We start from the raw sequence: 12,748 nt of genomic DNA on the forward strand, positions 1-12,748 counted from the left end.
TTAATCCATTCGTGCGTGTACTACGGGAAATCCGTGGTTTTTTGTCAGGCCCTCCCTGTCCAATCGAACGGGGAACACAGGGCCGCTCTGGAGGAAAGGGGGACAGGCATGACGCCGCGAGCAGACTGTCACGTCGGGCCGGGCGCGCGAAGGCGCGCGATGCGGACGTGCGCGCGCTCCTGGCCACGCCACCCCTGGCCCGGGCAACCCCTTCCACCCGCCGGGCCGGAGGTCCCGGGGGGACGTCGCCACGGGCACGCGGCGCGGAGGTCGCGCTGGCGGGCCGCCCTTGTCGGAGGCGCGCGGCCACGCGCGCGCCCCCTTCGCCCCTGCCGCACGCGCGAGGCTCCGCACGCGGCGGGCGCTGAACTGATGCTGGACGACCTCGCCTCACGCGTCCGGCGTAGCACGGTGGTTCAAGGAGCACACAACCCATGAAGTCCTACCTGTTGGTTCCAAAGGAGTCCATCGAGACGCAGGCGCGCGTGGGGCCTCGCGGCACGGAGCAGGGCGAGCGCGTGCTGTCGCGCACCACGGCGCTGCGCTTCACGGTGGCGAACCGGGCGCCGGACACGCTGTCCGCGCTCGGCCTGCGCTCGGCCACGCTGCCCGGCGCGCGGCCGCCCGTCAGCGGACAGGAGGAGCGCCGCCGCAAGGGCAAGGGCGCGCGCGCCGGCACGCGCGGCGCGGACTCCTCCACGCCGCCCATGCCGGGCGCGACGGTGGCGGAGCAGACGGGCGCGGAGCCGGGCAGCTACCGGTACATGCCGCTCATCGGCGCCACCATGGCCCACTTCTACGAAGCGCACACGGAGAAGGAGGCCCGCGGCGAGCTGGAGCGCGACTTCGAGTTCATCCCCGACGTCGTCCCGCTGTCCTTCCCCGGCCCGGTGTCGGCCGGACAACCGGGACCGCGCAACCGGGGCATGTCCTCGCTGGCCGAGCGCGAGTGGCCCGACGAGTCCGGCGTCCCCCTGGCCCACGCCCAGGGCATCCGCGGCGCCGGCGTGATGCTGGGCATCCTCGACACCGGCGTGGACGCGGACCACCCCGAGCACGCCGCGCGCGTCATCCAGTTCCGCTACGTCTCCCTCTTCCCCAACTCGCCGCACAACCCGGCGCGTGACATCCGCGGCTTCGACCCGGACGGCCACGGGACGCACGTGTGCGGCATCGCCGCGGGTGTGCACCACGGCGTCGCCCCGGAGGTGGACCTCTACGTCGCGTCCGTCATCGAATCGGAGACCATCCGCACCAGCCTGGGCCGCGTGGCCGCGGGCATGGAGTGGCTGCTGCACCAGTTCAGCCGCCCGGAGAACTCCACGCGGCCCGCGGTGGTCAACCTGTCGCTCGGCTTCCCGCTGATGCCGCCGCCGGGCATCTCGGAGGCGGACTACAACCTCAACCTGCGCGCCCTGCAGACGATGATTCGTCGCCTGCTCGACAGCAATGTCCTGCCTGTTGTGGCGGCAGGCAACAGTGGACCTGACACGGTTGGTTATCCAGCCGCCTTTCCGGAATCACTGGCTGTCGGCGCGGTCGACTTCGAGCGTAACGTGGCCACATTCTCCGCGAGCGGCACCGTGGGTAGGCGCGTCGTGCCGGACATCATGGGTTATGGCGTGAATGTCTATTCCAGCACGGAGCGCCGTTGTAACAACCAGGCGTTCTACGAGCGAATGAGTGGCACGAGCATGGCCGCGCCTTATGTAGCGGGTATCGCAGCGCTGTACCGTTGCCGTGCCCCTGACTTGACGGCGCTCGAGGTGAGGGATTTGATCCTGTCGAATGCGGTGAAGCTCCCTCGGTCGGGGACGCACAAGACAGGCAAGGGCCTGGCCGTATTCAGGTGACGGTGGTGGTTGAAGCCGGGGTCGGCGCCATCCGAGCGCCGGACCCGGGAGAGGATGAGGGCCATGGGCAGGAAGAATGGCGAATGGGGGGACGTCCGGGTCGGCGGCGGGCCAGGCCTGTCCGCGCGCGTGCGCCCCTTGCCGGGCGCCGCGGGTGCGGACACGCAGCCGGACTGGATTGACGTGACGGTGATGCCCCGCGAGGAGCCCGCGGCGGTGTCGCGTGGGCGCGCGTCTCAACGTCCGCCCGTCCGCTCACGCGCGGAGGTGCACCAGGCCGGCCTGGCCGAAAGCGCGCGCTTCCACCAAAGCCTCATGCGCTGGCTGGAGGCCCACCATCTCCTGGGCGCGGTGCGCTCGGTGAGCGAGCCGGGCTCCATGCCCATGCTCCACCTGCGCTGCGCGCCGCGCGTGCTGGACCAGCTCCAGCGCGCCCCGGAGTTCGAGGCGGGCACCATGATGCCCCTCGACCTCATCTAGCGGTGGGCGCCCCTCGCCTCGCGCCCCTGGTCTGGGACTCCCTCCCTGTCCGAGGAGGGCTGCCCCGGTGGCCCTGCCGCCACCGACTTGGAAAAGGCCTTGTTCCTGCCTTTCCTGAAGATGCGTTCGGGTCTGCGTTTTCGCCACTGAGAACCGACGACCTCGCTGCTTCTTCCTGAATAGCTTGGAATCTCGCGATTACCCCGCCATCCCGCCAGTCGCCCGCGAGTCGAATGGTGACGTCAGTCATTGGACGGCGCCTCGGGCAGCGCGTGTGAGGTTGTGCGTCTGACGACGGCGTGAGGCGTGACTGTCTTCGCGTGTCGCCGTGGCTCGCTGGCACCCGCGTCGCGCGGTGTGACGTCCATTGCACACGCGCACAGTCCATTCGTCCCCATGCCGTCCCCGCGCCGCCAGCAAAACCAGGGACCTGCGTCTGTTCGTTGAAAGGCATGAAGGTTGCCTTTCGCGGTTCCTCGGACGCGAGCCCCCGGAGTCCACCCATGCAACTGGAGACGAAACCCTCACGCGGTGCGTGCACCCCCTCTCACTCGGAGGTGGCGCGATGACGGCCTGGAAGCCGGGAAGCTCGTGCCGCCGCTGCCGCCGCAGGCGCTCCCCCCGGGTGTCCCGCCCGCCAGCGACCTCCAGCGCGCCCAAGGCGGGCCCACACGCCAGCGTCGCGGCGCGCTGCGTGGCCGGCAGGCGGTGTGGCTGCCTGGCCTCGGGCCACCGCAGCGTCCGGCGCCGCGTGGAGCGGATCCGCCGGCAGACGCAGCCGTGGTGGTGACCGGTGACGCCAGTCACCAGCCGGTGAGCGGCGTCACCGGGCTGCCTGTCCCCCGTCCTCTCAGGGATAGGTGCAACCCACTGAAATCACGGACTCTTTGTCGCGGCTTCTGACGCGCTGCGATAGGCACGGGAGCTGCTCTGGTGTCAGGGAGTCGCCTACCTCCCGCTCCCGAGGCTCCCCATGAAGCTCCGCTCCAGGCCGTCCTTCTCCATGCCTTCTTCTTCCTCCTCGTCCTCGCGCCCCCGCTCCAACAGCGCGCCGCCGAAGGTGGACACCCGCAAGACGCAGCAGGCGGACAAGACGCCGAAGACGGAAGCCTCGGCGAAGCCCAGCGCGCCGCGCCCCACGCCTGGCGAGCTGCAGACGGGCAGGGACAACCTCCTGCGCGCGGACTACGGCGTGGTGCACCCGGACCTGCAGGGCATCCGCACGCGCCGTGACAACGGCCAGTCCGGCGCGGACTTCGCGGACTTCACCCGTGACACGCGCAACTCCACGCACCAGCTCACGTCCCAGCCCAACGGCCGCCGGATGATGACGGAGCTGGATGGCCGCACGCAGGCGGTGAACCCCGGCGCGGCGGGCAGCCTGCGCAACCCGGTGACGGTGGCGGACATCTACTCGGGCCGCAACGCCGAGCTCAACGGTGGCTTGCCCAACGCGCACGCGCCCCGCAACGACGGCACGTTCGCCTCGACGCGCCCGGCGTACCGCTTCGACGGTCAGCCCAGCGCGGGCCGGCCCAGCAACATCACGTACAACGAGCAGGGCGCTGGGCCGCGCTTCAACAGCCTGGGCCACGAGTCGGTCCACGCCTGGCGCGCGTCCAACGGACTCCAGGTCAGCCCCCTGGCGGCCAGCAAGCACGCGGACGCGCCCGTCTTCCACCAGCAGCCGCAGTTCACCGGCGACATGAAGCAGACGGTCGACGACCGCCTGCGCCTCACCGAGGAGTTCGAGACGGTGGGCCTGCGCCCCACGCCGCACACGCGCACGGGCTGGGCGCCCAACGAGAACCTGATTCGCGCCGAGCACGGCCTGCCGCTGCGCGACAACTACTCGGGCATGCGCCCCGGCAACAACAGCAACACCCAGAACCTGAGCATGTTCGACGCGGGCTCGGACAACCGGACCTTCTTCCAGCGGATGACCGGCCAGCCCACGCCCGTCGGCACCATTCTCAACGACCTGGAGCGCTGAGCAGCGCCAGAATGACACGGGCCCTCGTCATCCCAGACGAGGGCCCGTGTCTGCTTCAAGCGCGAGGGCTCACGGCACGGGCGCGGGGACGCAGGTGCCGTCCTGCTCGACGTAGCCCGTGTCGCAGTGGCAGTGGTCGCCGTGCGAGTGGCCGTGCTCGCCGCAGTCCAGCTCCGGCGTCTCGGGCACGCAGGTGTCGCCCTCCGCCACGTAGCCCGTGTCGCAGTGGCACGCGTCACCCTCCAGGTGCCCATGGCCGCCGCACTCGGCGGGCACGCAGGTGCCGTTCTCCTCCGCGTAGCCCTCGTCGCAGTGGCAGTGGTCGCCGTGCGAGTGGCCGTGCTCGCCGCAGTCCAGCACCGGCGCCTGGGCGACACACGTGCCGTTCTCCTCGACGTAACCCTCGTCACAGTGACAGTGGTCGCCGTGCGAGTGGCCGTGCTCGCCGCAGTCCAGCGTGGGCTCCTCGGCGACGACGCAGGTGCCGTCCTGCTCGGTGTAGCCCTCGTCACAGTGGCAGTGGTCGTCATGCAGGTGCCCGTGGCCGCCACATTCCTCGACGGGCTCCTCGGCCACGACGCAGGTGAGGCCGTCCGCGACATACCCGTCGTCACAGTGGCAGTGGTCGCCATGGAGGTCCCCATGGCCTCCGCACTCAATGGTGTCGTTGGGGTCGGAGTCGTCGGAGCCGCAGGCGGCGAGGAAGATCGCCGTCGCGGCCAGGAGGGCCAGTCGAAGAGGTCGAGGATGCATTACGGTTCCCGGCACTTGGGTGAAATGGCACGAAGCACCCAGATGGCTTCGGCGCATCCGGCCCTATCTCACGCGCAATGCGGTTGCGCAACAGGGTTGCAATAGAATCCATGGTGCTGGATTCTCCGGCTCCAAGAGAGGCGTGCCCGCGAGGCGCCGTGGCCCGTGGTGGCCGGGTGGTGCCTCCCGCCACCTGCCCGCAGGCGGGCCTACGTGCGTGCGTGTTGGCGCCGTTGGATTTCGTGCATCCGGCCCCGCACCGCGCGCCGCGCTGTATCCGCTGGATGACGGGCGCGCGGAAAGTCCCGTGAGGGCCCCGTCCCAATCGCACACCGAGTGCCGATGCATTGCCGCCCCTGGTTTCACAATGAGGGCAGTCATGGACGGACTTCGAGCAGGTGCCGTGGTGTTCCTGGCGTGCGCGGGCATGCTGGGAGCAGGTCCTTCCTGGGCGCAGGCGCCTTTGGAGGAAGAGCCCGGCGAGGTGCTCTCCGAGGACCAGTTGGAGGCGCTGCTCGACTCGCCCGTGGCGCAGCCCTCCGACGGCGACCTGTCCTCCGCGTCCTTCGGGCCGGAGCAGCTCGCGCCGTACTTCGCCGAAGGCCCCCTGGCGAAGGCCTGGTGGGAGTTCCGGCGCGGGCGCTACGCGAAGGCGCGGAAGCTGCTGGCACAGGAGCCCTCCACGCCGCAGGTCCGCTTCCTCATGGCGCAGAGCGCGCTGAGGGCCCGCAACCACGCGGTGGCGGCGGAGGAGTTCGCGGCGCTGGCGGTGGACTACGCCGCGCTGCGCGACCACAGCCTGCTGCGCGCCGCCCAGGCCTACGAGCGGCTGCGCAAGCTGGACACGGCCGCGGCGCATTACCGCGGCGTGAGCCCGGGCTCGCCGCTGTACCCGGAGGCGCGCTTCAGCCTGTCGCGGGTGCTCCAGCGGCGGGGGAACATCCCGGGCGCGCTGACGGCGCTCCAGGAACTCATCGACAGCCGCCAGTCCCGAGGCCCGGACGCGCTCCGGATGAAGGCGCTGCTGGCCATCTGCGATTTGGCGCGCGCGCAGGGCCAGTACAACGCGGAGCACCGGGCGCTGCTGGAGGTGTGGGCCACCAGCCCGCTGTCGCGCGAGGCGAGGCGCGCCGAGCAGCGGCTGAAGGGCCTGCCGCTGCCCCTGAAGTGGCGGGTGCGCCGCGCCGAGGCGCTGGTGGAGCTGCACCGCAACTACGCGGGCATGGCGCTGCTGGACAAGGTGCTGCCGCACGTGGCGCTGCCCGACGAGCTGGCCTGCCGGGCGCACCTCACCTACGGCCGGGCCCTGCGCAAGGAGCGCAAGCACCGCCGGGCCATCGACGTGCTGGCGCCCATGGTAGCGGGGTGCACCGCGTCGGAGCAGCGGCCGCAGGCGCTCTACATCCTGGGCTACTCCCAGTCGGTGGTGGACCCGAAGGCGGCCGTTGGCACGTATGCCACGCTGGCCCGGGACTATCCGGAGCATGGCTACGCGGATGACGCGCTCTTCTTCGAGGCGTGGATTCTCCAGCGCCTGGGCGACGTGGACACCGCGCTCGCGCGCTACGAGGAGGCGGCGCGCCGCTACCCGGCGGGGAACTTCGCGTCGGAGTCACTCTTCCGCGCCTTCTGGCTGCACTCGCGCAAGGCCAATGGCCCCGCGGCCCTGGCCGCGCTGACGGCGGTGGAGAACCTGCCCGAGGCGGCGCGCACGGACGAGGCGCTGTGGCGCGCGCGGTACTGGCGCGCGCGCGTGCAGGAGACCGGCGCCTCCGCGGAGGCAGCGCTGGACGCCTACGCGCACATCGCCGCCGAGCGCCCCGCGGCCTGGTACGGGATGCTGGCCCGCTCCCGGCTCGCGCTGCTCTCCCCGGAGCGCGTGGCGAAGCTGTATCCCAAGCCCGCTCCCCCCGAGGCCATGGAAGGCACGGGCGGCTCCGGCCGCGAGGAGGCCCCGGCGGTGGAGGCGGTGGGCGAGTCCGAGGAAATCTGGCCGCTGCCGCCCGGCGCGCTGGCGAAGGACGCGCGCTTCATCGCGGGCGTGGAGCTGATGCGCCTGGGGCTGCCCGGCGCGGCGGCGGAGCTCCTCGCCGTGGACGCGCGCGCGCTGCCGGAGGCCCCGGCGCGGCTGCTGTACCAGACGCTCAAGCGCACCGGCTACCACCGGGCCGCCCGGCAGGTGGCGCGCACGTCCCTGAAGCAAGAGGTGCACGGCCCGCTGAGCGCCGCCTCCCGTCCCATCTGGGAGGCCACCTGGCCGCTGGCCTACCGCCGCGCCATTGCCCGCTACGCCCGGGCCCACCGCGTGGACCCGGACCTGCTCCAGGGGCTCATCCGCGAGGAGAGCCGCTTCAACGCCCGCGCGCGCTCCGCCACGGGGGCGCTGGGCCTGGCGCAGTTGATGCCGGCCACGGCGCGGCAGGTGGCGGACTCGCTGGACATGCCGGCGCCGGGCGAAGCGGCGCTGCTCCAGCCGCACACCAACATCCGGCTGGGCGCGGCGTACCTGGGCCAGCTCCTCAAGCACTTCGGCGGCAACGTGGCCTACGCGGTGGCGGCCTACAACGCGGGGCCTCGCGCGGTGGAGCGCTGGCGGCACGCGCTGCCCGACGCGGAGCTCGACGAGTGGGTGGAGCACATCGGCTTCGAGGAGACGCGCGGGTACGTGAAGAAGGTGCTGGGCAGCTACAGCGCCTACAAGCTGCTCTACGCGGACGAGCCGGCGGTGCTGCGGGACTTGCGCCTCAGCGACGCCAGCCGGCGGTGAGCCAGGGGCGTCCACGCGGGCTCCGCGGGCGGCACGAAAGGCCATGCCGCCCGCGAAAGACGCGGGGCCTCTAGAAGTTGAGGCCGCCGTCCACGTCGATGGTGCGGCCGTTGAAGTAGTCGCACTCCAGGATGAACTTCACGGCCAGCCAGATGTCCTCGGGCACGCCGATGCGGCCCACGGGGATGTTGGAGACCAGCGCGTCGCGGGCCTTCTGATTCATTCCCTGCGTCATCGGCGTCTCAATCATGCCCGGGGCCACCGCGCCCACGCGCACGCCGAAGGGGCTGAACTCGCGCGACCAGGTGACGGTGTTGGCCGCCAGCGCCGCCTTCGCGGACACGTAGTTGGACTGGCCGCGGTTGCCGTGGCGGGCAATGGACGACATGTTGACCACCACGCCGCCCTTCTGGCCGGACTCGGCGACCTTGGCCACCACCTCGCGCACCATCAGCGTGGCGCCCGTGAGGTTGACGCCGATGACGGCGTTCCAGTCGGCGGTGGACAGCTTCTTCACCTCGCCGGTGGTCCGGTCCTTCTTCACCAGCAGCGCGTCGCGGAGGATGCCCGCGTTGTTGATGAGGCCGTTGAGGCCGCCCATGGCGCCCTGCGCCCAGCTCACGAAGGAGACGATGTCCTCCTCGGAGGACACGTCCAGCTTGCGGCGGTGGATGCCGGCGGGCAGCGCGGCGAGGCGCTCCTCGGCCACGTCACCCACCGCCACCTGGGCGCCCGCCTCGTGCAGGCGCTGCGCGAAGTGCGCGCCCATGCCCTGGGCGCCGCCCGTGACGATGATCTTCAGGTCCTTGAGCTGCATGTGTCTGTCTCCGGCAGGTGGGGTGGTACGAAATGCCGCGCAGGGTACGAAACCCCGTCCGCGCTGGCCAGCGGCGAGCGATTTGAAACCTGAATCAAGCTTCAACTCTGCTGAAAGGAAAAGCGCCGCGTCGTCTCCGACGCGGCGCGGCAAGGACGCTCTGTCCTCGGCTACCCCAGCTCTGCGGCAATCACGGCGCCCAGGCGGCGCATGCCTTCCGTAATCAGCTCCGGCGGGCGGTTGGAGTAGTTGAGGCGCATGAACTCCGGGCGCGGGTTGTTGGCGAAGAAGGGGGCGCCCGGCACGAAGGCCACCTTCTGCTCCACCGCCTTGGGCAGGAGCGCCTGGGCGTCCAGCCCGTCCGGCAGCTCCACCCACAGGAACATGCCGCCCTCGGGGTGCGTCCACCGGGTGCCCGCGGGCATGTGGGCCTGGAGGGCGTCCAGCATGGCCTGGGCGCGCTGGCCGTAGACGGGCCGCAGCGACTCCAGGTGGGCCGCGTAGTCGAAGCGCGCGAGCAGCTTCACCACCGCGCGCTGGGCCAGCGTGGCGGTGTGCAGGTCCGTGGACTGCTTGGCGACGGCCAGGCTGCGCACGAAGTCGCGCGGGCCCGCCACCCAGCCCAGGCGCATGCCCGGGGCCAGCGTCTTGGAGAAGGTGCCCAGCGACACGACGACGCCCTCGTCGTCGAAGGCGGCCAGGGACGGCAGGTGCTCGCCGCGGAAGCGCAGCTCGCCGTACGGGTCGTCCTCCAAGATGAGGAAGCGGTGCTGCTGGGCCAGGCGCACCAGCTCGCGCCGCCGCTCCAGGGACAGGGTGGTGCCCTTGGGGTTCTGGAAGTTGGCCACCACGTACACCAGCTTGGGCTTGTGCGTGGCCAGCAGGCGCTCCAAGTCATCGGTGCGCATGCCCTGGTCGTCGCTGCCCACGGTGGCGAAGCGCGCCTCGTAGGCGCCGAACGTCTGGAGCGCCGCCAGGTAGCTGGGGTTCTCCACGATGATGAGGTCACCGGGGTCCAGCATCACCTTGGCCACCAGGTCGATACCCTGCTGGGAGCCGTTGGTAATCAGCACCTGATCCGCGTTGGACTGACGGCCGCGCTTCTGGAGGTGGCCGCAGATCCACTCGCGCAGCGGGCCGAAGCCCTCGGTGGTGCTGTACTGGAGCGCGGCGCGGCCTTCCGTGGCCAGCGCCTCGGCGTGGGCCTCGGCGATGGCCTCCAGCGGGAAGAGCTCCGGGGCCGGCAGGCCTCCCGCGAAGGAGAGGATGTCGGGCCGCTCGGCGACCTTCAGGATTTCGCGCACCGCGGACGTCTTGATGCGGGACATCCGCTGGGCCAGCCGCCACACGGGCGGCGGGGGGAGGGGGGCGCTCATCGCGTCAGCGCTCATGCATCACGCTCCTTTCGGGTTCTCTGGAGGGACCTGCACATGCGTCTCCTCCTTCATGGACGTCAGGACGATGGTGGTCTGCGTGCGGGTGACGCCCGCGATGGTGCGCAGCGTTCCCACCAGGAGGGAGTCCAGCGACCGGGTGTTCGCCGTCTTCACCTTCAACAGGTACGAGTCCTGGCCCGCCACGCGGTGGCACTCCAGGACGTCCGGCAGCGACAGCACCCTCTGCAGGAACGCGTCGAAGTACTTCGGGTGCTCGATGCTCACGCCGATGAAGGCCGTGATGTCCTTGCCGAGCTTCGCCGCGTCCACCCGGGCCGAGTAGCCCGTGATGACGCCGCGCTCCTCCAACTTGCGGATCCGCTCCGCCACCGCCGGCTGGGACAGCTTCACCGCACGCGACAACTCGAGCTGCGTGGCGCGGCCATCGCGCTGCAACATGTCGATGATGCGGAGGTCGAGCTCGTCCAGGAACATGGGGGCGTTTGCCTTGAATTTATAGGCGGCTTGGCGGAAACGCGGATAATTTAAATTTGAGGCTCCAAGTATGCAAGGCCGGCGGTGGCGCCGGGTCCGGCTGGCAACTGTGCCGGTGTTGGGGGTTGGAAGGTGTGCCTGGCTTCCGGGCGCGGGCTCGGTTGGAGGGTGTGTCGCGCTGGGCGGGCAGGTGCCGTGCGTGGGTGAACTTCGTGACGAAGCCGTCATCTCCCACGCGCGTGCCGGGAGATTCCCGATGCCATCTTCCGGACAGCGGCACCCTGGGTCAATTCTTGGAGGCGTTACCTCTCAGGTAAGGCATTGCGGGAGCGATGCGCGGACGCCTGGGGGGCACGCATGTCCGACAAGGGTGAGGTGTATGTGAATGGCCTGACGCCGGTCACCGCGGAGAGCGGAGGGACGGTGGTGGGCTTTCCGGACGTCTGCCGGGTGCCTTCGCCTGGCGGGCCCATGCCCGTGCCATTCCCCAATGTCGCGGTGAGCCGGGACCTGGAGAATGGCTCCCGGACGGTGCGCATCAACGGGGCGTCCGTGGCGCTGCGGGGCTCATGCCTGGGCAGGTCCACCGGCAACGAGGCCGGCACGGCGGGCGGAGGCGTGGCGTCCGGGACGACGAGGGGGCGCGCCCATCCGGTGAGCTACGCCGCTGACGTCTTCATCGAGGGCAGGCCGGTGGTGCGCAACCACGACCTGTTCACGCTGAATGACCACAACACGGCGCCATTCCCCATCATGCAGCCGCAAGGAGCGCCGCCGGTGGCGGTGGAACTCGATGCCGCCGAGCAGCGCGAGCCAGAGGAGACGTGTGACTTCTGCGGGAAGGAGGCGCACGCCTTCGACAGAAAGGGCAGGGTGGGGTGCAACTTGGGGAACTCGGCCGTGCTGGGGCGCAACATGCTGGAGGGGCGGGAGCTGTCCACGCATCCCTGGTACGCGGGCCCCTTCTCGCTGGCGGCGCATCACCTCATCTGCCTGGAGGCGCTGGACAACCCGAGATGGGAGGTTTTCTGCGCGCGGTTCGGCTACCACCCCGACCGGAAGCAGAATGGCGTCTTCCTGCCCATGAAGATGGCGCTTGCGTGTCAGTTGCATGTGGCGGTGCACCGGGGCAATCACGCCGAGGGGTTCGCCCACGACCTGCACCTGCCGTATCCGAAGGCGGTGAAGAAGAAGCTCCGTGATCTTGAGAGGCGGGTATTGTCGGGTGAGTCCTGCTCGGACCCGGAGGCGCTCGCCGCGACCCTGGACAAAGTGAGCGCGGAGATTCTTGAGCGCGTTGAGTCGGGCTTGTGGACGCTTACCCGGGATGGGCTCGACTATCGGAATGGAGGCGTGGGCTGTGGCGGCTTGCGGAGTATCAGCCAGAAGCCCGCCTCTGCACCATGTCCGCAGGGACGCCATCATGGGCTGGCCCATGGCGTGACGAGACAGCCGCTGACCTCACGGAAACTCGCCGTTGGAGCGTGACCGCCATGCAGAATGAGTACTGCGTCCTGGAGTCTGCTGCCTCGAATGATTACCCCATGCTGAGTTGGGACGAGTACTTCGTGGGGCTGGTGCGGCCCAAGCCCGTCAAGCCGTTGGGGCGTCCCGTCAAACTCAGGTTGGGAAAGCCCATCCCCAGGAACCCAATCATGGCGGACTTCCACGAGTTGCCCGAGCCCGTGTTCTCTCCGCGCATGAAGAATGCGTTGGAGCCGCTGGGTCTCCACGGCGTGCAGTTCATTCCAGCCGACGTCCTCGTGAAGCCTGACGACGTGCGGCCCTATTGGATCATGCACGTCCACAACTGGATTGCCTGCATCGACCGTGAGCGCTCGGTGGTGTCACTCCACGAGGATGGAGATGTCTTCGGCGTCCAGAAGTTGGTGCTGGACGAGCGGGTGCTCGAGGCGATTTCGTTGGAGCAGCGGCTTGCCTTCTGTCTGGCGGATACGCCCTCGACCCACGTCTTCCACCAATCCCTGGTGGAGCAGGTGCTGGCCCTGAAGCCGGAGGGGCTGCGCTTCATCTCCGTGAGCCAGTGGAGCGACTCTGCCGCGTTCCAGCCGTGACGAGGTGTCCTCCGCCCCAGGAGGTTCTGGAACTGCCTCGTTGGAAGGATAGCCTCCCCTAGATGTGGTGAATGCGCGGCGGTGCGGAGCGCTGTGGGTCCTCGGCGCTGCTTGCACCGGAGGCGCGCTGCGACGGTCG

At 70.1% G+C, this 12,748-nt stretch carries 10 protein-coding genes; 6 read left to right on the forward strand and 4 right to left on the reverse strand.

All coding sequences use genetic code 11. From position 1 onward, the window contains the following. Nucleotides 1-434: 434 nt before the first annotated feature. From popC to MYMAC_RS01105, 3 genes are all read left to right on the forward strand, one after another. Nucleotides 435-1,853 (forward strand): subtilisin-like protease PopC, encoded by a 1,419-nt coding sequence (gene popC, locus MYMAC_RS01095; protein WP_013936624.1) that lies wholly within the window; start codon nt 435-437, stop codon nt 1,851-1,853. 63 nt (nt 1,854-1,916) lie between these two features. After that, nucleotides 1,917-2,333, forward strand: a complete 417-nt coding sequence (popD, locus tag MYMAC_RS01100) for a PopC secretion inhibitor PopD (RefSeq protein WP_239989264.1) — start codon at nt 1,917-1,919, stop codon at nt 2,331-2,333. 973 nt (nt 2,334-3,306) lie between these two features. Further along, nucleotides 3,307-4,326: a M91 family zinc metallopeptidase gene (locus MYMAC_RS01105; protein WP_239989265.1), complete on the forward strand. Its 1,020-nt coding sequence runs from the start codon at nt 3,307-3,309 to the stop codon at nt 4,324-4,326. Nucleotides 4,327-4,395: 69 nt separating this feature from the next. Here MYMAC_RS01105 and MYMAC_RS36560 read toward each other — a convergent pair whose 3' ends face one another. Next, the gene (locus tag MYMAC_RS36560; protein ID WP_157757419.1) at nt 4,396-5,079 is read right to left on the reverse strand and encodes a hypothetical protein; all 684 of its coding nucleotides are present in this window, start codon (nt 5,077-5,079) and stop codon (nt 4,396-4,398) included. A 379-nt stretch (nt 5,080-5,458) separates the two neighbouring features. On the opposite strand from MYMAC_RS36560, the gene MYMAC_RS01120 reads away from it, so the two are divergent. After that, on the forward strand, nt 5,459-7,846 hold the full coding sequence (locus MYMAC_RS01120; protein ID WP_095956708.1) for a lytic transglycosylase domain-containing protein: 2,388 nt from the start codon (nt 5,459-5,461) through the stop codon (nt 7,844-7,846). A gap of 70 nt (nt 7,847-7,916) precedes the next feature. Here MYMAC_RS01120 and MYMAC_RS01125 read toward each other — a convergent pair whose 3' ends face one another. The 3 genes from MYMAC_RS01125 to MYMAC_RS01135 form a co-directional block, all read right to left on the reverse strand. Further along, nucleotides 7,917-8,663, reverse strand: coding sequence for an SDR family oxidoreductase (locus MYMAC_RS01125; RefSeq protein ID WP_013936618.1), 747 nt, complete (start codon nt 8,661-8,663; stop codon nt 7,917-7,919). A 170-nt stretch (nt 8,664-8,833) separates the two neighbouring features. Further along, nucleotides 8,834-10,054, reverse strand: a complete 1,221-nt coding sequence (locus MYMAC_RS01130) for an aminotransferase-like domain-containing protein (protein WP_043709631.1) — start codon at nt 10,052-10,054, stop codon at nt 8,834-8,836. Nucleotides 10,055-10,057: 3 nt separating this feature from the next. Continuing rightward, nucleotides 10,058-10,534, reverse strand: coding sequence for an Lrp/AsnC family transcriptional regulator (locus MYMAC_RS01135; protein ID WP_095956709.1), 477 nt, complete (start codon nt 10,532-10,534; stop codon nt 10,058-10,060). Between the two features lie 357 nt (nt 10,535-10,891). On the opposite strand from MYMAC_RS01135, the gene MYMAC_RS01140 reads away from it, so the two are divergent. Both MYMAC_RS01140 and MYMAC_RS01145 read left to right on the forward strand, forming a co-directional pair. After that, nucleotides 10,892-12,022, forward strand: coding sequence for a PAAR-like domain-containing protein (locus MYMAC_RS01140; RefSeq protein ID WP_095956710.1), 1,131 nt, complete (start codon nt 10,892-10,894; stop codon nt 12,020-12,022). Nucleotides 12,023-12,027: 5 nt separating this feature from the next. After that, nucleotides 12,028-12,609 carry an imm11 family protein gene (locus MYMAC_RS01145; protein WP_095956711.1) on the forward strand — a complete coding sequence of 194 codons (582 nt, stop codon included), beginning with the start codon at nt 12,028-12,030 and terminating at the stop codon, nt 12,607-12,609. Nucleotides 12,610-12,748: the final 139 nt, after the last annotated feature.

This window comes from Corallococcus macrosporus DSM 14697, assembly GCF_002305895.1.
GTDB classification, from domain to species: domain Bacteria; phylum Myxococcota; class Myxococcia; order Myxococcales; family Myxococcaceae; genus Myxococcus; species Myxococcus macrosporus.